Here is a 22,106-nt window from a genome sequence, read left to right on the forward strand (position 1 = left end):
TCAGTCGGCCCTGGCCGCGGGCTGGTCGGCCAGGGACCGACCCAGCTTGCCGAGGCGGGCGGGGTCGCGCTGGAGCGCGCGCAGGCCGAGGAACCGGATCAGGTCGAAGAACACGTCGTCGTCCTCGATCTTCTGGTCCAGCAGCATGGCGAGCGAGCCGGGCTCGTCGTACGGCAGTCTGCGCACGGGCTGTTCCGCACCGGCCGGTCGTACGGCGGGAGCGGCGGCACCCGGGGTCGTACGGGGCTCGGGAACCGCCGTGTCCGGCGCGGTCGCGGGCGGCGCCGCGTCCGTGACCGGGGCCGGGACGCCCGGCACGGCCGACGGGGCCTGACGGGCCGTCGGAGGAGTCGGGCGCGTCGCCGGAACGGAGGGCTCCGGCCGCGCGTCACCGGACGGCACGGCCGGCTCCTCGGGAGCGGCCGGTGTCGCCACCACCGGCTGCGGTTCCGGTTCCGGTTCCGGTTCCGGCTCGGGCTCCGGCTGCCGGGGGACCTCGCGCGCGAGCTTCTCCGCCTCCCTGCGGGCCACGCGTTCCGCGTCGGCGCGCGCCCGTTCCGCCTTGAGCGCCTCCAGGGCCGCCTCCTGCTCCTCGGCCGGCTTCTTGCCGACGGCCCGGAGCAGATCGATCGGTTCCTGGCCGATGCGCGCCTGGAGTCCGGGGGTGAGCGTCAGCAGGGCGAGCCGCTGGGACACCCAGCCCTGGGACCGGTGCAGCCGCTTGGCCAGCGCGGTCTGGCTGCCGTGGATGGCGAGCAGCCGCTGCAGGGCACGGGCCTCGTCGAGTTCACCGAGGTCCTGGCGGTGGATGTTGGCCACGAGGGCCGATTCCAGGAGTTCCTCGGACGTGTTGCCCTGATCGTCGCTGACCATGACCTTGACGGTGGTCAGGCCGGCCTCCCGGGCCGCGGCGAGCCGGCTGCTGCCGTCGATGACGACGTACGTGGTGTCCGGTTCGAGGTCGCCCTCGCGGTCGGGGTTGGCCTTCAGGTAGGCGTCCCGGTTCATGACCGTGATGGCCTGCTTCTGGCCGTGCGTCTTCAGGCTGCCCGCGAGGTCGGTCAGATCACCGAGCCGGGAGCGCGGGTTGTCGGGATTGGGGCTGATCCGGTGGATGGGCAGCTCGGTGGGGGGCGCGATGCCCTCGGTCGGCACACCCGTCGCGGCGGCCACCGCCTGCCGGCGCGCGCTGACGGTGCGGGCGCCGCCGAAGCGGCCTGCCCCCAGCTGGTCGGCCTTGCTCATGAGATCTCCCGGGCCAGCGCGCGCATGCCGATGGCCTGCTGGGACTTGGGTGCGTAGGACAGCAGGGGCTGCTTCATCCGCACGGCTTCCTTCTGCTCCTTGAGGTCTCCGATGAGACCCACGACCCGCGGATCCTTTATGTCGACCCATCCCTGGAGGGAGGAGGTGGCGATGTAACCACGGCGGGAGTCGTAGAGGTTGACGACGATGCCGAGGTAGTCGATGTCGACCTGGAGGTCCGCGCGCAGGTCCTCGATCTGCGTGGTCAGCAGCTCGTAGGCGTCGGCGGAGCTGTCCTCGGCCTGCACGACGATGAGCGCGCCGGACTGGCCGGGCTTCTCGCCGTCCCGGCGCCTGCCGTAGTAGGCCGCCGCGTCCATGCTGAGGCCGAGACTCGGCGGGCAGTCGATGAGGATGACGTCGTAGTCGGACTCCAGGGGCGCGAGGGCCCGTTCGAGGGCGGCCTCCCGGGCCCGTACGGCGGACAGCCGCACGTCGAGGAGGAAGGCGTCGTTGCAGGCGGGCAGCAGGTGCAGCCGGCCGTCGAACTTCTCCTCGTCGATGGAGACGACCAGGTCGCGCAGGTCGCCCTTGGGGTCCCCCGCCATGTGGTTGGTGAGGCTGTCGCCGTTCATCGGCAGGGGAGTGGCGCCGAGCTGGTTGGTGAGGTGGCACTGCGGGTCGAAGTCCACCAGCAGCACCCGCATCCCGAGCCCGGGCAGGTTCTCGACCCCCAGCGGGTCGTCCTCCGGCTCCACGGCGTCGACGTGCGTCTCGCTGTCGCGCAGGGCCTTGGCGAGCGCCTTCGCCACGCGTACGGGGTGCAGGGCGTCCGGCGACTCGGCGAGCGCCTCGCCGACACCGGCGGTGATGGCGGTCTTGCCCACGCCGCCCTTCTGGTTGCAGATGACGATACGGCGGGTCACCGCGGGGCGTTCGACATCGGGCGCCGGGTTGGTGTCCAGCCACAGCCGGACGGACTGCGCGAGACCCTGGATGAGGGAGACCCGGCGGTCCTCGGCGATCCGGCGGAACTCCTCCCACTGGCCGGGCGGCAGGAAGGTGGAGAAGGAGTCGGCCCCCGCGGTGTCGACGGGGGCGGTGGCGGAGGCCAGCGCGCACCAGTCCCGGACGCCCTGTTCGACGGCGGTCTGGATCTCGATGCCCAGCTGGGCCGCTCTGACCTTGAGGTTCTGCCGGAGCCAGCCCGGCAGCTTGGAGACGACCTTCTCGCGGTCGCTGGAGGTGGCTGGAGAACTCATGGAGGACACCTTACTAACGCGGATGATCGATTGAAGCAGTGACGCGTTAGTTTTCAATGTCGTGTCGGCCCGTCAGCCCCTTTCGGCGGTACGGCGGTCCCGGCCGAGCAGCCGCTGCCGCGCGCGTTCCCCGTACGCGACCAGCGCGAAGACGCAGTACACCAGCATGCAGTTGGCCAGGACGAAAGCGACGTCCGCGGCGGTACGGACACGGGGCCGGGCGGCGAGGACGATGACGAGCCCGATGGGCGTACCGGCGTACACCGCCAGCAGGACCGGGCGACGGGCGGCGAACCGCTGGACCGGGGTGGGAGGCCGGCCGGCTCCGGTCGCCGCGCCGAGGACGGTGAGGGCGGCGGTGCGGGCGGTGCGGGCCAGGGCGGCGACGAGACCGTAAACCTGTGCTGCCCGCCGGGGGAAGTTCATGAACCGAGTGTAGGGTCCCAGGCTGATGACACCTGTTGATGACACCTGACTCCTCATACTGAGTCACTTTCGCTTTGCCTCCGGGGCAGTTCCGTGTCGTCGACAGTCGAACGCAGGAGGTAGACGCAATGAGCAGTGTGGTCGTCATCGGCGGAACGTCCGGCCTCGGCAAGGAGGTCGCGCGGTTCTACGCCGGACGCGGCGACGAGGTCGTCCTGACCGGCCGCGACGCCGAACGGGCCGCCGCCGTCGCCGAGGAGGTCGGCGCGGCCCGCGGACTCGCCCTGGACCTGTCGCGACCCCACGGCGTCAAGGAGGCACTGGCCGACGTGGGACGGGTCGACGGCCTGGTCCTGACCGCCATCGCGCGTGACCACAACAGCATCCACAGCTACGACATCGAGGCGGCCCTGCACCTGCTCACCCTGAAGTTCGTGGGCTACAGCCGGACGGCCACCATGGCCGACGTGGTCGACGCGGTCGACTTCCTCCTGCCCAACCGCTCGGTCAACGGGATCGACCTGACCATTGACGGGGGGTGGCTGTTGCGCTGAGCCGGGGCGCGCCTGCTTCCGGGGAGACATTTCACGGGGTTGGGGGCCAGTCACTCGCCGGCGCCGGCGCCGGTGGCGGGGGTGGGCTTGTGGGTTGGCGGCGCCGGGCGCGGGGGGTGGGCTTGTCGGTTGGCGGCGCCGGGCGCGGACGGTCCGGGGCCGTGCGGGCGGCACGGTGCGGCGGGCGCCCTGCGGGCAGCCGTGTCCGGGGGTGCGGGGCGCGGTCCGGCGGTGGGGTTTGCGGCCCGTGCGGGGGTAGGTTCTCCGGCTTCCGCGGGGTGGGTCTCGTGACCCCACGGGTGAGTTCCGTGACCCGGTGCGAGCCAAGGGCGCCCCTCGGGCTGGTTCAGCGGCCTCTCCGGGTTGGTTTGGCGGGACCCCTCGGGGTTGGTTTCGCGCGCCTCTCGTGGGTGGTTTCGCGGGACCTCTCCGGGTTGGTCTGACGGCGCTCTCCGGGCTGGTTTCGCGTGCTTTCTCCGGGTTGGCTTGGAGGGCCCCCTGGGGTTGGTTTCGCGCGCCCTTCGGGGGTTGATTTCGCGCGCCCCTGGGGGTTGGTTGTGCGGGACCTCTCCGGGTTGGTTTGACGGCGCTCTCCGGGCTGGTTTCGCGTGCTTTCTCCGGGTTGCCTTGGAGGGCCCCCTGGGGTTGATTTCGCGCGCCTCTCGGGGTTGGTTTCGCGGGCCCCCCGGGCTCGTTCCGCGCGCCTTGCCGGGCCGGTTCCGCGTGCCTGCCCGGGCCGGTTTCACGCGCATCCTCCGGGACGGATTCGTGGCTCCGCGGGCCGGTTTCGTGGCTTCCTACCAGGCAAGGCGCGCATCTCCGGGCGGTGCGGCGTAGCGTGTGGGGGCGGGGGGCGCGCGGCGAAGCGGTCTGCCCCCGCCGTGCAAGAACAGCGGGCCGTCGATCCCCTTGCCCGCCCATCGTCCGAGACAGGAGCGCCATCCATGACAGCACGTGTCCGCCGGCCCGGAAGGGGCCGTTCGACGGCTCTGCGCACCGGTATCCCGCTCGTCACCATGCTGCTGACCGCGGTCGCCTGCGGCGATCCGGCTGCCCAGGCGCATACCGTCCAGCCGGTCCGCGCCGTGGTGGACCCGGGCCCAGGGGCCGCGGCCACCACCTGCGCCGACCGCGTCTACTCCGGTATGACCCAGGCACAGCGCATAGGACAGCTGTTCATGGGCGGGGTGTCCGCCGCGCGCCCCAGCGCGACCGACCTGCGTACGCTGCGTGACTACCACGTGGGCTCCGTGATGCTGACCGGGCGCAGCAGCGCCGGCACCAAGGCGACACGCAAGGTGGTGGACGGCTTCCGGGGCCAGGCGGACACGGTCTCCGGCCGGCGGGTGGGCCTGATGGTCGCCACGGACCAGGAGGGCGGCCAGGTGCAGGTGCTGAGCGGCCCCGGATTCTCCACCATCCCGGCCGCGCTCACCCAGGGCAGCTGGTCGACGTCGACGCTGCGCAGCCGGGCCGCGGGCTGGGCGGCGCAGTTGAAGTCCGCCGGGGTGGACCTCGACCTCGCTCCCGTCGCGGACGTGGTCCCGGCCAGCCTCGGCACGCGCAACGCGCCCATCGGCCGCTACCACCGCGAGTTCGGCCACACCCCCGACATCGTCACCTCGCACAGCGGGGCCTTCGCCGCGGGGTTCAAGCAGGCCCATGTGATGACGACGTTCAAGCACTTCCCCGGTCTCGGCCGGGTGATCGGCAACACCGACACCACCGCGAACGTCGTCGACTCGGTGACGACGACCTCCAGTTCCTACCTCAGCCCCTTCCGGTCCGGCATCAAGGCCGGTGCGCCGTTCGTGATGATGTCCTCGGCCACCTACTCGAAGATCGACGCCCATCACATCGCGGCCTTCTCACCGACGGTGATCCGCAAGCTGCTGCGCACCCAGCTCGGCTTCAAGGGCGTCGTCATCTCGGACGACCTCGGGCAGGCCGTCGCCGTACGGTCCTTCACCCCGGCCCAGCGGGCCGTCAACTTCCTGTCGGCGGGCGGCAACATGATCCTCACCGTGAAGGCGTCCACCGTACCGGCGATGGTGCAGGGGGTCAGCGCCCGCATGAAGACCGATGCCGCGTTCCGCGCCGATGTCGGAGACAGCGTGCACCGCATCCTCGACGCGAAGGCCGCCGCCGGCCTCCTCAGCTGCGGCTGAACTGCCTCACCGGACGCCGGCGCGTAGGAACGGGAACCGGCTCGGTCTTTCGTACGGAGGGGGGGCCGAGCTGCTCTCGTGGCGGCCTGGACGGCGGTTTTCAGACGGGACGAGTCGCGGGCGCCGGCGTTCGTTCCGTGAGGCGCTCCAGCAGTTCGCGTACCCGGGTGAGGGCCGGCGCGCGGTCCGGTTCCGCTGATTCCGCGACGGTCAGCGAGAGGCCGAGCAGGGAGGCCAACCGGCCCTCGTTCTCGTGGCAGAGAGGGATGTTTCCTTCCCAGAGGACCGAGCGGATGAGGGCCGGCGTCGGCTGGAGGCCGCCCGCCGAGCCGACGGCGAGCCGTCGCGCGAGGCTGCGTTCCAGAGCGGTCGGCGCCCACTCACCCGTGGTCACGCACCGGTCCAGAGCGGTGGTCAGTCCGACCAGCCGCGCGGCGTGCGGAGACGGGGTTGACTCCGCAGTGGCATGGTCGGTCATGGACTGGGGTAGAGGCATGAGTTTGTTCCTCTCAGCGCACTGCTCAGACTGACTCGCAGGCGTGATCAGCACCGTACCAGCCGGAAACACATGGCTGTTGACATGACGTGAGCCATTGATCGATGATCACGGCAGTTGTGCGTATGGCAAGTACTCAGGGCGCGGCTGTCCCGCTTGTGGGGAGAGCCGTTTCACTTCCTTTCTCGGGAAGGTCAGGTTCAGCGGTGCACAACCCACCCCCACTCCGTTCCCATCCCGCCTCGTACGCCCAGCAGCGCCTGTGGTTTCTCGCCCAACTCCCCGGGGGAGACGTGGCGTACAACGAGACCCTGGCCTTCGAACTCGTCGGCCCCCTCGACCGTGACGCCCTGGCGGGCGCCCTCGACGCTCTGACCCGGCGCCACGAGACGCTCCGCACCCGGCTCGTGGCGGAGGACGGCGAGGTCCGTCAGCACGTCGACCCGCCCGGCGCCGGATTCGCCCTCACCTTCCAGGACTTATGCGGCTCGACCGACCCGACCGGCGGCGTCCTCGCTCTTCAGGAGGCGGAGGCCCGCACCCCCTTCGACCTGGCGGCCGGCCCCCTCGGGCGCGGCCGGCTGATCGTCCTCGGCGCCGAGCGCCATGTCCTGCTGCTGACCTTCCACCACAGCGTCTACGACGGCCGGTCGATGGACGTGATGATGCGCGAACTGGGCGCGCTCTACGAGGCGTTGACCCAGGGCGGCGCCGACCCACTGCCCCCGCTGCCGGCCCAGTACGCCGATCACGTCCGGGCCCAGCGTGACGCCGTACTCGGCGGGACGCTGCGGGCGCAGGAGACGTACTGGCACGACACCCTCCGGGACGCACCGCCGGCACTGGACCTGCCCACGGACCGCCCGCACCCGCCTGAGCAGAGGTACGACGGCGGACGGGCCGGGTTCGAACTCGACGCGGAGACCACGGCGGCTCTGCGCACGCTGGCCCGACGGCACGGCGCCACCCTCTTCGTGACGGCCCTGACCGGCTGGGCGATCCTCCTCTCGCGGCTCTCCGGGCGCTCTGACATCGTTATCGGGAGCCCCGTCGCCAACCGGCGCGGCCCCGCGGCCGCCGGTCTCATCGGCTTCCTCGTCAACTCCCTGGCCCTGCGCATCGATCTGTCCGGTTCCCCGAGCGCCGCCGAGGCCGTCACCCGTACCCGCGCGGTCCTGCGGGCCGCCCTGGCCCACCAGGACCTGCCCTTCGAACGCGTCGTGGAACTGGTCAACCCGCCCCGCAGCGCGTCCCGCACGCCGCTGTTCCAGACCATGGTCGCCTGGACGCCCGACCGGCGGAACCTGCTGCGGCTGCCCGGTGTGACGGTGGAGCCCCTGCCCATCCGGCACGCCCCCGCGAAGTTCGACCTCGCGCTGTCCCTGACGGAGTCCGAAGGCCGGGTCGTAGGACACCTGGACTACGCGACGGCCCTCTACGACGCCACCACGGCCCGGCGCTGGGCGGACCACCTGCGGCACCTGCTCGCCGACATGGCCCGCCACCCCGACCGCGACATCGCGGCACTGGAACTGATGGACGCGGACGAGCAGCGGGCACTGCTCGCCGACTGGGACGCGACGGGGGCCCTCCCGGCGGGCGGAGAAGCGGCGGTCCCGACACCACCCGGCCACGCGCCGGCCGCACAGGCACCGCGCGGCCTCGAAGAACCGGCGGCCTTCGCCGCGCCCGGCGCGTCTGCCGGGTCCGGCGCCTCTGCTGTGCGGGGCGCGTCCGCTGTGCCCAGCGTCTCCGCCGTGCCCGGCAGTTCCGCTGCGTCCGCTGTGCCCGGTGTCTCCGCTGGCAGTTCCGCCGCGTCCGGCAACTCCGCCGCGTCCGGCAACTCCGCCGCGTCCGGCAACTCCGCCGTGCCCGGCAGCTCCGCCGTGCAAGCCGCGTCCGGTGTCTCCGCCGCGTCCGCTGTGCCCGGTGTCTCCGCTGCGCTCGGCAGTTCCGCTGCGTCCGCTGTGCCCGCCGTGCCCGGCACCCCCGCCGCCCTCGCCGTGCCCGGCACCCCCGCCGCTCCCAGCTCCCCCCTCTCCACCCCCAACCCCTTCCTCACCGCCCCCGGTCTCGTCCCCCTCTTCGAAGCTCAGGTCCGGGTCCGTGGGGAGTGGCCGGCGGTTGTCGCGCCGGGCGGGGAGACGCTGACGTACGCGGTGCTCGACCGTCGTGCCAACCGGCTCGCGCACGCCCTCGTCGCCCGCTCCGTTCGCCCCGGTGACGTGGTGGGACTGCATGCCACCCGGTCCGCCGAGCTGGTCGTGGGCATTCTCGGGATCCTGAAGGCGGGCGCCGCCTGGCTGCCGCTCGATCCCGGGCAGCCCGGCGAGCGGCTGGCCGGTATGGCCAAGGACGCCGCCTGCCGGGCCGTGCTGAGCGACCGGCGCGCCGGTGACCGCCCGGAGCAGTGGCTGGACCTGGCCACGACCGAGGCGGAGGGCGCGACCGGGGAGCACCCGCCGCCCGGCATCGGCCATGTGCCCGACCGCCTGGCCTACGTCATCTTCACGTCCGGCTCCACCGGGCGGCCCAAGGGCGTGGCGGTCGAACACCGCAGCGTGCTCAGCCTCTTCGCCAACTGGCACGCCCGCATGGGCACCGTGCCCGGCGAGGCCGGCTCCGCCTGGTCCAGCATCGGCTTCGACGCCTCGGTGCACGAACTGCTGCTGCCGCTGACCACCGGGGGCGTGCTCCACATCGTCCCGGAGGAACTGCGCGGTGACCCGGAGGAGTTGCTGGGGTGGATGCGTGAGCACCGCGTCGCTCAGGCGTTCCTGCCGCCGGCGTACGTGAAGTGGATCGACGAGGACCCGGCCGGGCGGCTGCGCGGACTGCGGCTGCGCACGCTGCTGACCGGCGTCGAGCCGATCCCGGAGGCGGCCCTGCACCGTATGACGCGGCACCTGCCGGGCCTGCGGGTCTGCTTCGGCTACGGGCCGACCGAGGCGACGCTGTACAGCACCGCCTACTACGATCCCCGGCCGCTGGACCGCCCCTGCCCGATCGGGCGGCCGCTGGCCGGCAGCCGCCTGTACGTGCTCGACGCCCGCATGCGGCCCGTCCCGCCCGGCGTGGTCGGCGAGGTCTATCTGGGCGGCGCCTGCCTCGCCCGGGGGTACCTCAACCGTCCCGACCTCACGAAGGAACGTTTCCTTCCGGACCCGTTCGTCCCCGGCGAACGCATCTACCGCACCGGAGACCTCGCCCGCCGTCTCCCGGACGGCAACGCCCACTACGCGGGGCGCGCGGACGATCAGGTCAAGCTACGCGGGTTCCGTATCGAGCCGGGCGAGGTGGAGGCGGCACTCACCGCCCTGCCCGGCGTCCGCGAGGCCGTGGTCCTCGCCGACCGCGACCCGGCCGGACAGCCCCGGCTGGTCGCGGGGATCGGACGGGGCACCGCCGCCGCCCGCACCGCGCACGAGTGGCGCACGGCCCTGTCCCGGCGGCTGCCCGACTACATGATCCCGGCCGTCTTCCTCGACCTGCCCGCCCTCCCGCTGAACCGCAGCGGAAAACTCGACCGGCCCGCCTTGTTGCGCCTGGCCGGCGAGCACGGCGCGAGCCGGGTGAACACGGCCAGCCCCCGCGACGGCGTCGAGCACCGCCTGTACCGGATCTGGCAGGACATCCTGCTGCACCCGGACATCGGTATCGGCGACAACTTCTTCGACATCGGCGGCACTTCGCTGTCGGCCATCAAGATGGCGCACGCCGTCACCGAGGCCTTCGGCCGGCCGCTGCCGGTCGCCGAGGTCATGCTGCATCCCACGATCGAGGCGCTCGGCGGACGCCTGCGCGGGCAGGGCACGGTCCGGGAGACGGGCAGTGTCATCGCGTTCCGGGCGGGCACCGGGCCCCGGGTGGTCTGCGTCCACCCGGCCGGCGGCACCGCCTTCTGCTACCTGCCGCTGGCCCGGCACCTGCCCGAGAGCGTCGGCCTGTGCGGCATCCAGTCACCGGGCGTCAATCCCGGTGAGGAGGTGCTGCCGACGGTCGAGGCGATGGCGGAAACGTATCTGCGGCTGCTGGAGCCACTGGGGGAGGGCCCCTTGGTACTGACCGGCCTGTCCTACGGCGGACTCGTCGCCCACGCGATGGGACGCCTGCTGACCCGGGCCGGGCGCGGTGACGTCAGCGTGGTCCTGCTCGACACGCAGGCCGGCGACGACCCCGCCGCCCGCGCCGGCATCACCCCGGTGGACTTCGGCGAGTTCCGCGACAAGCTGGTGAGGTTCAACGGAATGTACCCCGGCATCGACGACGCCCAGATCGAGCGGTACTTCCGCATCTACAACCACAACCGCCTGACCGCTCGCGACCACGACCCGGCCGTGTCCCCGGCCCGCCTGGTCCTCGCCCAGGCGGTTCCGGGCGGCGCGGACACCCCCGAGCACGCGCAGGTCCGTGACTTCTGGCAGCGGCGCGCCGCCGGCGACTTCCGGGTGGAGACGCTGGACTGCGACCACTGGGAGGTGCTGGAGGCTCCGCACCTCTCCCGTGTCGCGGACCTGCTCACCGCGGAACTCCGCCGGCACGGCGCCCTCTTGCCCGACCGGACGACCACAACTCGTCCGGCGGCCGTGGCCGGCTTCGGCGGGGAGGCACGATGAACACCGATTCCGCCCGGACCGGGACGCCCGCTGTCGTGGCACCCGCCACCCCGACCCCCTCCTCCCTCGCCGACGCCGTGCTCGCCCAGGTCCGCCGAACGCCGGACCTGCCCGCTGTCGAGGACGGGGGCGTGGTCCTCGACTACGCGGGGCTGGAGCGGGCCAGTGGCCGGGTCGCCGGCCGGCTGCGCGGGGCCGGAGTACGGCCCGGTGACGCGGTCGCCGTGTGCCTGCCCAGATCGTGGCGGCTGGTGTGCGTCATGCTCGGCATCCGCCGTCTCGGCGCGACCGTCGTCCCGCTCGACCGGCTCAGCCCGCCGGAGCGGCAACGGCACATCCTCACCGACGCGCAGGCGGTGGCCGTCGTACACGACGACGGTGACGGCGGCACGCACCAGCCCGCCCTGCCCACCGGCGTCCGCGCACTGGAGGTGGCCGCACTGGTCGGCGACGACGAGCCCGCCACAAGCCCCCGCCCACCGGTCAGCGCGCCGGCCCCGTCCCCCGTGGCCTTCCTCTTCTACACCTCCGGTACCACCGGTCGCCCCAAAGGTGTCGAGGTGACCGACGCGGGTGTGCGGCGGCTGGCCGAGGCGGGATACATCAGGCTCGGGGCCGGGGTCCGTTACGGCTGTCTGGCCAACCCGGCGTTCGATGCGATCAGTTTCGAGGTGTGGGTGCCGTTGCTCACCGGCGGGACCTGTGTCGTGCTCGGTGAGCGCGCGGTGCACGATCCCCGGCTGCTGGCCGCCGAGTTGCGGGAGCGCCGCGTCGGCACCCTGTTCCTGACGACCGCCCTGTTCAACGCCGTCGTCGAGAAGGTGCCCGACTGTTTCGCCGCCGCCCAGCAGGTGCTCATCGGCGGGGAGCAGCTCAACGCCCGCCTGATCCGCCGCTGGTACGAGGCCAACCCCGGATCCGGCGCCGTACTGCACAACGTGTACGGGCCGACCGAGGCGACGACCTTCGCCCTGTGCCACGCCGTCCCGAGGGACTTCACCGGCGACGTGGTGCCCGTCGGCACCGCCCTGCCCGGCACCGGCATCACCGTACGCACCACCGACGGACGCGCCGCCGAACCCGGTGAGGTCGCCGAACTCCTGCTGTCCGGGCCCGCGCTGGCCCTCGGCTACCGCAACCTCCCGCAGGAGACAGCCCGGCGCTTCGTACGGCTGCCCGACCCGGACGGCGGCGAGACGCGCTGGTACCGGACCGGAGACCTGGTACGGCAGGACGCCGACGGCCGTGTCACCTACGTGGGCCGGGCCGACCGGCAGGTCAAGGTGCGCGGCTTCCGCATCGAACCCGGCGAGGTGGAGCGCCGCATCCTGGCCCACCCCGCCGTCCGGCAGGCGTACGTGTGCACCCGGCGCGACGAGGACGGCCGCAACGAACTCCTCGCCTTCCTGGTGCCGGCGGAACAGCTCGCCGAGGACGCCTACGACGCGTACGACCGGCATCTCGCCGCCGCCCTGCCCCCGTACATGCGCCCGCACCACACCCACCTCGTCGACGCGCTGCCCCGGACGGCCAACGGCAAGGTGGACCAGGCCGCCCTGCTGTCCGGTGCCGGGGAGCCGTGGCGTGGGCGGGGCCGGGACGCCGTACCCGTCACGGCCGCTCAGCGGCGCCTCCTGGATCTCGCCGAGGAGGTGCTGGGGGTCACCGGACTGCGCCCGGACGACCGGTGGATACCCAGTGGCGGCGACTCGCTGAAGGCGCTGCGGTTCCGGTTCGAGATCCAGCGGCGTTCCGCCGTCGACATCCCGCAGGAACTGGTGCTGCGGGGGGACTTCGCCGCCGTCGCCGACGCCGTACGGGATCCCGCCGCGTCCGCCGGCGACCATCCGCCCGTGCCCGCGCCCACCGGCGAGCCCACCGCGCCGGCCACCGGCGAGCAGGAGCGGCTGTGGCTGCTGCACCAGCGCGATCCCCTGGACGCCTCGTACGACGTGCCGCTCGCCTTCGAGGTGCGCGGCCCGGTCGACCTGCGGACCCTGCGCGCAGCGGTCCGCGCGCTGGTCGAGCGGCATCCGGCGCTGCGCACCCGGCTCCTGCCCACCGCCCAGGGCCTGCGGCAGCACGTCGACGCGCCCTACGATCCCTGGGAGCCCGACCCCCGGGAGCCGTTCGACGCCCTGCCCGGGGAGCCCTGGCAGGACACCGCCGACCGCTTCTTCGCCCGCCGTTTCGACCTGCGCGACAGCCGGATGCTGCGGGCCGCCTGGCTGCCCGGGGACGACGGCGGCGTCCTGCTGCTGCATCTGCACCACGTCGCCGTGGACGGCTGGTCGTTGAACATCCTCTTCCGCGATCTCACGACCGCCTGCACAGGCGGTCAGGAGCGGCCGGACCCGGCCGCCGTGAGCCCGCTGGAGTTCGCGCACTGGCAGCGGGCCTGGCACGCGACCCCCGCCTACGCGCGCCGCCGCTCCCGGCTGCGCGACCAGCACCACCGCCACGACGACCCGTCACCGGCCCTGGACACCGCCTGCCTGGGCGAACGCCCCGCCGCCCGGCTGCTGCGCACCACCCTGGACACCGGACGCCGGGCTGCGCTGGACCGGGTGGCCGCCGAGCGCGGCATGACCAGGTTCGAGCTGCTGCTGCCCGCCTTCGCCTGGGCGCTGTACGGCGTGACCGGCCAGTCCCGCCCGCTGATCGCCGCGCCCGTGGCGGGCCGGCACCGGCCGGAGTTCGAGACGTGCGTCGGCATGTTCGCCAACACCGTGCTCGTGCCGGCGCACCTGGAGCCGCACACCCCGCTCGGCGACCAGCTGCACCGGCACGCCGCCTCGGTGCGCGCGGTGCTGGACGGCCAGGACGTCGCCCTCGCCGACGTACTGGCCGACCAGGCCTTCCGTGAGCGCAGGCCGCTGTTCGACTTCCTGTTCGTGCTGGAGAACACCGAGTTCGACGCGTTCCGGGTGCCGGGCTGCCAGGTGCGGCCGGTGTGGCCGAGGCCGCTGGGCGCCAAGTGCGCGCTGACCCTGTCGGTGGTGGAGCATGAGTCCGGGTTCGACTGCCTGTGGGAGTACCGCGACGACATCGGCGCCGAACGGGCCGAGGCGGCGGCCCGGCTCTTCCGCGAGGCGGTCGACCGGCTCGCCGACGGCGCGGACACCACCCTGCACGAGCTGGTCGCGTCCTATCGGCGCGGCCTGCCCGAGACCGGCCGGGGCCCCGAGCCCGCCGCCGGTTTCACCACCGTCGCCGAGGGCTTCGCCGAGCAGGTCCGGCGCACCCCCGACGCCCCGGCCGTCGCCGCCGGTGACACCACGCTGACGTACGCCGAACTCGACGCGCACGCGGCGGCCCTGGCCGCCGGCCTGGCCGCCCGCCACGACCTGCCCGACGACCCCGGCGCCCCGGCCGCCGTCGCCCTCTACCTGCCGCCCTCGCCGGAACACGTCGTGGCCCTCCTGGCCGCCGCCCGCCTCAACCTCACGGTCGTACCGCTCGACCCGGCCTATCCGCGCTCCCTGCTGCGGCACGTCCTCGACCAGGCCGACCCGGTGTGCGTCCTCGTCACACCCGAGCGCGTCGCGGACCTCGACCCGATCGCGCCGCCCCACCTCGCGCGCCACCCCCTGACCCTGACCGGCATTCCGGCGCCGGTACCCACCGCGGCCACACCGGCGCACGAGGGCCGCCGCCCGCTGTACACGCTGTTCACCTCCGGCTCCACCGGCACCCCCAAGGGCGTCCAGGTGTACGACCGGACCCTGTGCAACCTGCTGCACTGGCAGCGCGGCGCCGGCGGCCTGTCCCGCCCGGCCGTCACCCAGCAGTTCTCGATGCTGTCCTTCGACGTCTCCTTCCAGGAGATCTTCACCACCCTGTGCGCGGGCGGCCTGCTCCGCCTCGTGGACCCCGCGTGGCGGCAGGACATGCCCGCCCTGCTGGAGCAGCTGGAGACCGGCGGAGCGGAGCGGATCTTCCTGCCGTACGTGGCGCTCCAGCTGCTCGCCGAGCACGGCGTGCGCACGGGCCGCCATCCCTCGCGGCTGCGCGAAGTGATCACCGCCGGCGAGCAGTTGGTGTGCACCGACGCCATCCGCGGCTGGTTCGCCGGCCTGCCCGGAGCCCGTCTGTTCAACCACTACGGCCCGACGGAGACCCATGTCGTCAGCGGTCTGTGCCTGGACGGCGACCCGGACGCGTGGCCGTCGCGTCCGGCCATCGGCCGGCCGGTCGCGGGTGCCGTGCTGCGGGTGGTCGACGAGGGCGGCCACCCCGTCCCGCCCGGCGCCACCGGACACCTGCTGATCGGCGGGCTCATGACCGGGCGCTGCTACCTCGGCGACACCGGCCTCAACCGCACCCGCTTCACCGACGACCCCGAACTGGGCACCTTCTACCGCAGCGGTGACCTGGCCCGCTTCGACGCGCAGGGCCTGCTGCACTACGCCGGACGCGAGGACACCCAGGTCAAACTGAGCGGCCACCGGCTGGAACTGGGCCAGGTGGAGGCCGCGCTGCTGGAGCACCCCGCGATCACCAACGCGGTCGTGACCGTCGTGGACGGCGCCCTGGTGGCCTGCCTCCAGTGCCGGGGCGACGACCCCGACCCCGCGGACCTGACCCGCCACCTCGCCGGGCGGCTGCCCGCCCACGCGCGCGTGGCCCGCTTCCGGCGGCTGACCGCGCTGCCGCGCACCCCGAGCGGAAAACTGGACCGCCGGGCGGCACCCGGCGCTCCCGGCCACGACCTGACCCCCCGGAGCGGCACCCTCCGGAAGAGCCCTCCGGCCGCGCTGGAGGAACGGCTCGCCGCCCTGTTCACGGACGCCACCGGCAAGACGGTCGACGCCCGGCAGCGGTTCTTCGACGCCGGTGCCACCAGCCTGGACCTGATGCGCTTCCACCTGCGCTGCGCGGGCGAGGGCGACCTCCCCTTCGACGTGCCCGACCTCTTCGAACACGTCACCATCGGGGAGCTGGCCCGCGCCGTCGAGTCCCGCCGGGGGTCCGCGACACCGCCGCCGGCACGGCAGACGGCCGGAGCAGCGGCCGTTCGCGCCGCGTACGACGGTGACGCCCGCGCGGACACCCCCGGCCGCCCGGAGCCCGTCGCCGTCATCGGCATGGCCGTACGTCTGCCGGGCGCCCCCGACCTGGCCGCCTTCTGGGACCTGGTCACCTCGGGCGGACGCGGCATCGAGCACTTCCCCGCGGCCGGCGGCCGGGTCGGCGCCCGCAGCCAGCTGGACGGGCCGCTGTCCTTCGACCCGGCCCGGTTCGGCATCAGCCCGGCCGAGGCCCGCCTGATGGACCCCCAGCAGCGGCACCTCCTGATGAGCTGCGTGGAGGCGCTCGCGCACGCCGGACTCGCCGACCCCGCCGCGCGGCGCGTGGGCATCGTGGCCGCCTGCGGCGAGGACACCTACGGCCGGTGCATGCTCCACGAGGCCGACCCGGCGTCCCTGCCCGACGCCTTCCGGCTGGCCCTGCACCACGAGAAGGACTTCCTGGCCACCAAGGCCGCCTACCATCTGGGCCTGACCGGCCCCGCGTTCAGCGTGCAGTCGGCCTGCTCCAGCTCGCTCGTCGCCGTGCACGTCGCCGCCGGGCTGCTCCGGCAGGGCGACGCCGACGTGATGCTCGCCGGCGGTGTCCTCGTGGACCCGGACCTGAGCGACGGCTACACCTACCGGCCGCAGCACATCTTCTCCCCGGACGGACACTGCCGGCCCTTCAGCGCGGACGCCGCCGGAACCGTCGGCGGCAGCGGGGTCGGCGTCGTCGTCCTCAAACCGCTCTCCCTGGCCCGCCGCGACGGCGACACCGTCTACGCCGTCGTCACCGGGTCGGCCGTCAACAACGACGGCTCCCGCAAGCTCGGGTACAGCGCCCCGTCGGTGCCCGGCCAGCGGGACGCCATCGAGACGGCCGTACGGCGCGGGGGACGAGGCAGCGGCGACCTCGGCTACGTGGAGGCGCACGGCACCGGCACCCGGCTGGGGGACCCGGTGGAGGCCGCCGCCCTGCGCCAGGCGTACGGCCTCGGGGACGGGGCCCGGCTCGCGCTGTCCTCGGTCAAGAGCCAGATCGGGCACCTCGGTGCGGCGGCCGGCGTGGTCGGACTGGTCCGTGCCGTGCTCGCCGCGCACCACGGGATCGTCCCGCCCACCGTGGACTTCGACCGGCTGGGCCCCGAGCTGGAGGGCGGCCCGTTCCGCGTGCCCACCGAGGCCGAGCCCTGGCCGACGCCGGGTCCGCGCGTGGCCGCGGTGAGCAGCTTCGGCATCGGCGGGACCAACGCGCACCTGCTGCTGGAGGCACCGGACGGGACGAGCGGCGCGGGCAATGAGGTCCCCCCGGTGCCCTGTCTGCCGCTCTCCGCGGGCAGCCCGGAGGCGCTGCGCGCGGACGGCCGCCGCATCGCCGACCACCTGACCGCACACCCCGAGAACTATCCCCGGGTACTGCGCCACCTCCAGGCGGGCCGCCCCGCCCTCGCCCACCGGGCCGCCGCGGTCTGCCCCGACGTGGAGTCGGCCGTGTCCTGGCTGCGCTCGCTCACGCCCACCCGTCCGCCGGCGTCCGACGTCCATGTCGTCGCCGAGCACCACGACCCGCGGGAACTGGCCGACGCCTGGACGAGGGGCCACACCATCACCTGGCCCCCGGGCCCGGCACCGGCCCCGTGGAACTTCCCGCCGCCTGCCTTCGACCTGGCCGAGTACGACTTCCCGCGCCGGGTCGTGGCATCGGGTGGGGAGGGCACCGGTGGCGTCGCTCACGAGCGGGCGCGCGAGGCCGGCCGGGAGGGTGCGCGGGGCACCGGCCACGAGGCCGCGTGCGGGGATGACGCTCCGGTCGTCGCCGGTGCCGGTGCCGGTGCCGGTGCCGGTGCTGGTGTCGGGTGGCCCGTCCGGCTTCCCGCCGACCGCTGGTTGCATCAGCCGCTGTGGGTGCGGCTGCGCAGGGCCAGGGGGAACTCGGGTGAGGGTGCCGTGTCGCGCCGTACCGCCGTGGTCGTCGTACCGCCCGGAACGGGGTCCGAGGCATGGCGGGAACTGGAGCGGCACTACGCGCGGGTGGTACTGGTGCGGGCCGGCGACACGTTCGTCCGCCGGGACGGTACCGCCTACGAGGCCGACCCGGCCGATCCCGCCCAGCTCGCGGCGCTGCTCGCCGAGCTGACCCCGGCCGGCGGCGCCGGTGCGGACTGGCTGCACGCCCTGCCGCTCGCCGTCCGCGGTGAGGTCGGCCGGCGCTCCCTGGAGACCGCCCGGTGGGCGTGCCTGGACACGGTGGCGGCCCTGTGCCGGGCCCTGGCGGACGTTCCCGCCGCCCGGCGGCCCCGCGTGTGGCTGCTGTCGTACGAGGCACAGCCGGTCACCGGTGAGGTCGCGCGCCCGGAGGCGGGCCTGCTCGCCGCGGCGGTCCGGGTGCCCCGCCAGGAGCTGGGACTGTCCCTGCGCTGGGCCGACCTGCCGGGTCCCGAACCGGCCGACTGGGCGTCGTATCTGCCGGATCTGTGTGATCTGCCTGACCTGCCGGACCTCCCGGGCGAGAAGCGGGACGGGGACGCGGCGCGGTCCGAGCCGGAGCTCGCCCTGCGCGGCGGGTACTGGTGGCGGCGCAGCGTGCAGCCGGTCCCCGTGCCGGTCGCCTCCCGTCCGCGCTCCAGCCGCACCGGAACCCATCTCGTCCTGGGCGGCACCGGGGGCATCGGCGGCACCATCGCCGCCGACCTGCTGCGGCAGTCGGCCGGCAACCGGGTGGTCCTGGTCGCACGCCGGCGCGCCCTTCCCGCGGTGCCGGCGCCCTGGTCCGACCGGGTCACCCTGGTGCGAGCGGATCTCGCCGACGAAGCGCCGGAACTGATCGCCGACCGGCTCGCACCCCATCTCGACGGGCTCGTCGGCATCGTGCACGCCGTGGGCATCGCCGCCGGCGGACTGCTCGTACGCCGTGACCGGGCGAAGGCCCGTCGGCTTACGGCGGCGAAACTGGGCGCCGCCCTGCTCACCGAGCGCCTGATCGCCGCGTACCGCCCCGACCACGCCGTCTACTGCTCGTCCATGTCGGCCCGGTTCGGTGGCGTCGGCCTCTTCGACTACGCGGCGGCGAACGGTCTCCTGGACGCCTTCGCCCACTACGCGCCCGGCACCGGCGCCGGCCGCACCACCCGGGTGTCGATCGGCTGGGACGCCTGGCGGGAGGCCGGTATGGCGTGGGACGTACCGGCCCCGGACGCCCGGCACAAGCACCACCTCACCGTGGCCCTCACCCCGGAAGAAGGCGCGGCGGTCTTCGGCCAGGCGCTGGAGCTGGGGCTGCCGCACCTGATGGTGAACACCACGCCGTTGTCCGAGGCCGGCGTGTTCTACGAGCGGATACCGACGGCGGCCCAGGCCCCGGCGGCGGCTCCGGCTCCGGCCCCGGCCGCGGCTCCGGAACCCGCGGCCACAGCACCGGTTCCGGCACCGGCCCCGGCGGCGACACAGCCACCGGCGGCGGCCCAGGTCCCGGCGGCGGCACCGGCCCCGGCCCAGGCCCCGGCGGCGGCACCGGCCCCGGCCCAGGCCCCGGCTCCGGCTCCGGCCCCGGCTCCGGCCCCGGCCCCGGCTCCGGAACCGGCCACAGCACCGGCCCCGGCCCCGGCCGCGACACAGCCACCGGCGGCGGCCCAGGTCCCGGCGGCGGCCCAGACCCCGGCCGCGACACAGCTACCGGCGGTAGCCCAGGTCCCGGCGGCGACGCAGCCACCGGTGGCGGCCCCGGCCCAGGCCCCGGTCGGAGCCCCGGCCCCGGCCCCGGCCCCGGCCGCGGCCCCGGCTTCGGCCGCGGCTCCGGAACCGGCCGCAGCACCGGTTCCGGCACCCGCACCGGTTCCGGCACCCGCACCGGTTCCGGCACCCGCACCGGTTCCGGCACCCGCACCGGTTCCAGCGCCCGCCCCGGTTCCGGTGCCCCCGCCGGCCACGGCGCAGCCACCAGCGGCCACCACCGCCCCGGCCGCACGCCCGTCCCCCGACCCTCTCCCCCAACTCACCGCCACCACAGCCCGCTTGCTCGGCCTGCCCGGGATCGATCCCGACGCCCCTCTGTACGACCTCGGTGCCGACTCGCTGACCCTGCTCGACCTCCTGGACGAGGTGAAACGGCGGTTCGGTGCCGACCTCGACCTGTCCCGGCTCAGTCACCGCGTGACCCTCACCGAGATCGCCGGCCATCTGCGCACCCGGACCCACCCGGCGCCCGGCGGCACGGCGGCGCCGGTGGACATCGAGGTGTGGCAGCGCGGCACGAGCGCCGACGTGCTCTGCCTGGTCCATCCCGTCGGCGGTGACATCCAGGCGTACCGTCCGCTGGTGTCGGCGCTGCCGCCCGGACCGACCGTCTGTCTGATCCCCGACCCGGCGCTGCGCGACCCGGACCGGCCCGCCTGGTCGGTCGACGAGCGCGCCGCGCACTATCTCGCGGCCGTCCGCGCCGCGTTCCCGCCGGCCGCTCACCGGCTGCGCCTCGCCGGCTGGTCCTTCGGGGCCTGGACCGCGCTGTCGATGGCCGCCCTCGCCGAGGCCGACGGCGACCCGGTCCCCGGCCTCTACCTCCTGGACCCGCCGCCGCCCGACGCCGGACCACGGCTGGCCGCCTACGACGAGCGGCAGGTCGACGCCGTCTTCGCGCGCGAGCTGGCCGGCAACCGGGCGGGACCGCTGACCGAACGGGGCCGCGGTCACGCGGAGCGCCTCGCCCGCTGCTGCCGGGCCAACCTGGCGGCCATGGCCGGGCACCGGCCGCCCCGGCTGACCCGTACGCCGGCCGCCCTGTGGCTGGCCGGGCGGCCCGTGCCGGACGCGCACGCCCTCGCCCCCGAGCCCGCCGCGGCGGCGCGCTGGCGCGACCACCTGCCGCCGTCCGCCCGCGTCCTGCGCGTCGACACCGATCACTACGGGCTGGTCGGCCCGGACCGGGTGACCGGGATCGCGTCCCTCATCGGCGCGGACCTCGCCCCGCACGGCCGTACCCGGGAGGCATCCCACCCGCCCGTCCCCGCCGAGTCCCGCCCGCTGTAGCGGATCACCCCGGTCCAGTGGACGACCCGGATCACCAGGAGGAACCCCCCTCGTGCAACACCCCTACGCCCGCCTCCCCGACCGCTCCTTCTGGCGCACCGCGGTCGCCGAACGGCCGCCCGCGGACATCCAGGACCTCTGGACGCCGAAGTTCCCCATCGGCCAGGACGCCCCGGTCATCACCGCCGGCTCCTGCTTCGCCCGGCACATCGGACCCGCCCTGCTGCGGGAGGGCATGCACTGGTACGACGCCGAGCCCCCGCCTCCCGGACTCACCGAGGAGGCCCGGCAGGCCCGCGGCTACCGCCGTTTCTCCTTCCGCACCGGCAACATCTACACCGCGGCCGGGCTGCGCCAGTGGTTCGCCTGGGCGCTCGGGCGGCAGACGCCGCCCGCCGAGGTCTGGCGGGACGCGGACGGCCGCTTCCACGACCCGTACCGCCCCACCGTCGAACCCGACGGCTTCTCCTCGCCCGAGGAGGCGCTGGCCTCCCGCCAGGTCACCCTCGACGCGGTCCGCCGCGCCCTGGCCACGGCCGACGTGCTGGTCTTCACGCTCGGCCTGACCGAGGCCTGGCACGACACGGCGGACGGCACCGTGCTGCCGATGTGCCCGGGCACGGTCCGGGGCACCTTCGACCCGGACCGGCACCGCCTGCGCAACCACACGGTCGCCGAGGTGCACCGCGATCTGACGGCGGCCCTCGCCCTGGCGCGGGAGGCCGGTCCCCGGCTGCGTACCGTCCTCACGGTGTCGCCGGTGCCGCTGACCGCGACCGCCACCGGCGCGCACGCCCTCGTGGCCACGACCCACTCCAAGTCCGTTCTGCGGGCGGCGGCAGGACAGCTGGCGGCGGAGCTGGAGCACGTCGACTACTTCCCCTCCTACGAGATCGTCACCGGCTTCCCCTACCGGGCGGCGTTCTACGAGCCCAACCTGCGCACGGTCAGCGCCGACGGGGTGGCCTTCGTGATGCGGCACTTCCTGGACGGGCTGCACGGCCGGTCCCACCGCCCGGAACACACCCCCGACCCCACCCCCACCCCCACCCCGGATGCCGGCGGAGAGGACACCTGGTGTGACGACGCCGTACTCGACTACTACAGCCGCGACCACGGCCCCGGCCACGCCCCGGGCCCCGGCCACGCCCCGGGCCCCGGCCACGCCCCGGGCCCCGGCCACGCCCCGGGCCCCGGCCACGCCCCGGGCCCCGGCCACACCCCCGGCCCGGTTCCTGCTCCTCGGTGACTCGCACGCGGCGTGCGCCGGGCGGGCCGCCGAAGCCGCCGGACTGGCCTTCCAGG

9 protein-coding genes are annotated in these 22,106 nt (G+C 74.5%); 5 read left to right on the top strand and 4 right to left on the bottom strand.

Features of this window, described 5'->3' with window-relative positions; genetic code table 11:
• The 3 genes from AB0L21_RS21825 to AB0L21_RS21835 form a co-directional block, all read right to left on the bottom strand.
• Nucleotides 1-1,245, bottom strand: coding sequence for a ParB/RepB/Spo0J family partition protein (locus tag AB0L21_RS21825; RefSeq protein WP_365785787.1), 1,245 nt, complete (start codon nucleotides 1,243-1,245; stop codon nucleotides 1-3).
• Nucleotides 1,242-2,507: a ParA family protein gene (locus AB0L21_RS21830; RefSeq protein ID WP_365708314.1), complete on the bottom strand. Its 1,266-nt coding sequence runs from the start codon at nucleotides 2,505-2,507 to the stop codon at nucleotides 1,242-1,244. The genes AB0L21_RS21825 and AB0L21_RS21830 overlap by 4 nt, the downstream gene beginning before the upstream one ends.
• A gap of 72 nt (nucleotides 2,508-2,579) precedes the next feature.
• Nucleotides 2,580-2,933 (bottom strand): hypothetical protein, encoded by a 354-nt coding sequence (locus AB0L21_RS21835; protein ID WP_365785789.1) that lies wholly within the window; start codon nucleotides 2,931-2,933, stop codon nucleotides 2,580-2,582.
• 128 nt (nucleotides 2,934-3,061) lie between these two features.
• On the opposite strand from AB0L21_RS21835, the gene AB0L21_RS21840 reads away from it, so the two are divergent.
• A complete protein-coding gene (locus AB0L21_RS21840) occupies nucleotides 3,062-3,487 on the top strand; it encodes an SDR family NAD(P)-dependent oxidoreductase (protein WP_365785791.1) in 426 nt (141 codons plus the stop codon).
• Between the two features lie 944 nt (nucleotides 3,488-4,431).
• Nucleotides 4,432-5,655: a glycoside hydrolase family 3 N-terminal domain-containing protein gene (locus tag AB0L21_RS21845; RefSeq protein WP_365785793.1), complete on the top strand. Its 1,224-nt coding sequence runs from the start codon at nucleotides 4,432-4,434 to the stop codon at nucleotides 5,653-5,655.
• Nucleotides 5,656-5,755: 100 nt separating this feature from the next.
• On the opposite strand, the gene AB0L21_RS21850 is transcribed toward AB0L21_RS21845, so the two are convergent.
• Nucleotides 5,756-6,151 carry a hypothetical protein gene (locus AB0L21_RS21850; RefSeq protein ID WP_365708322.1) on the bottom strand — a complete coding sequence of 132 codons (396 nt, stop codon included), beginning with the start codon at nucleotides 6,149-6,151 and terminating at the stop codon, nucleotides 5,756-5,758.
• Between the two features lie 206 nt (nucleotides 6,152-6,357).
• Between AB0L21_RS21850 and AB0L21_RS21855 the strand changes: the two genes are divergently transcribed.
• Genes AB0L21_RS21855 through AB0L21_RS21865 form a run of 3 tightly spaced genes read left to right on the top strand, consistent with a single transcriptional unit; the run spans nucleotide 6,358 to nucleotide 22,050 of the window.
• Complete coding sequence (locus tag AB0L21_RS21855) at nucleotides 6,358-10,767, top strand: amino acid adenylation domain-containing protein (RefSeq protein ID WP_365785795.1); 4,410 nt, start codon at nucleotides 6,358-6,360, stop codon at nucleotides 10,765-10,767.
• Nucleotides 10,764-20,801, top strand: a complete 10,038-nt coding sequence (locus tag AB0L21_RS21860; RefSeq protein WP_365785797.1) for an amino acid adenylation domain-containing protein — start codon at nucleotides 10,764-10,766, stop codon at nucleotides 20,799-20,801. The genes AB0L21_RS21855 and AB0L21_RS21860 overlap by 4 nt, the downstream gene beginning before the upstream one ends.
• Nucleotides 20,802-20,853: 52 nt before the next feature.
• Nucleotides 20,854-22,050: a GSCFA domain-containing protein gene (locus AB0L21_RS21865; RefSeq protein WP_365785799.1), complete on the top strand. Its 1,197-nt coding sequence runs from the start codon at nucleotides 20,854-20,856 to the stop codon at nucleotides 22,048-22,050.
• Nucleotides 22,051-22,106: the final 56 nt, after the last annotated feature.

Source organism: Streptomyces sp. NPDC052721 (assembly GCF_040678315.1).
Classification (GTDB): Bacteria; Actinomycetota; Actinomycetes; order Streptomycetales; family Streptomycetaceae; genus Streptomyces.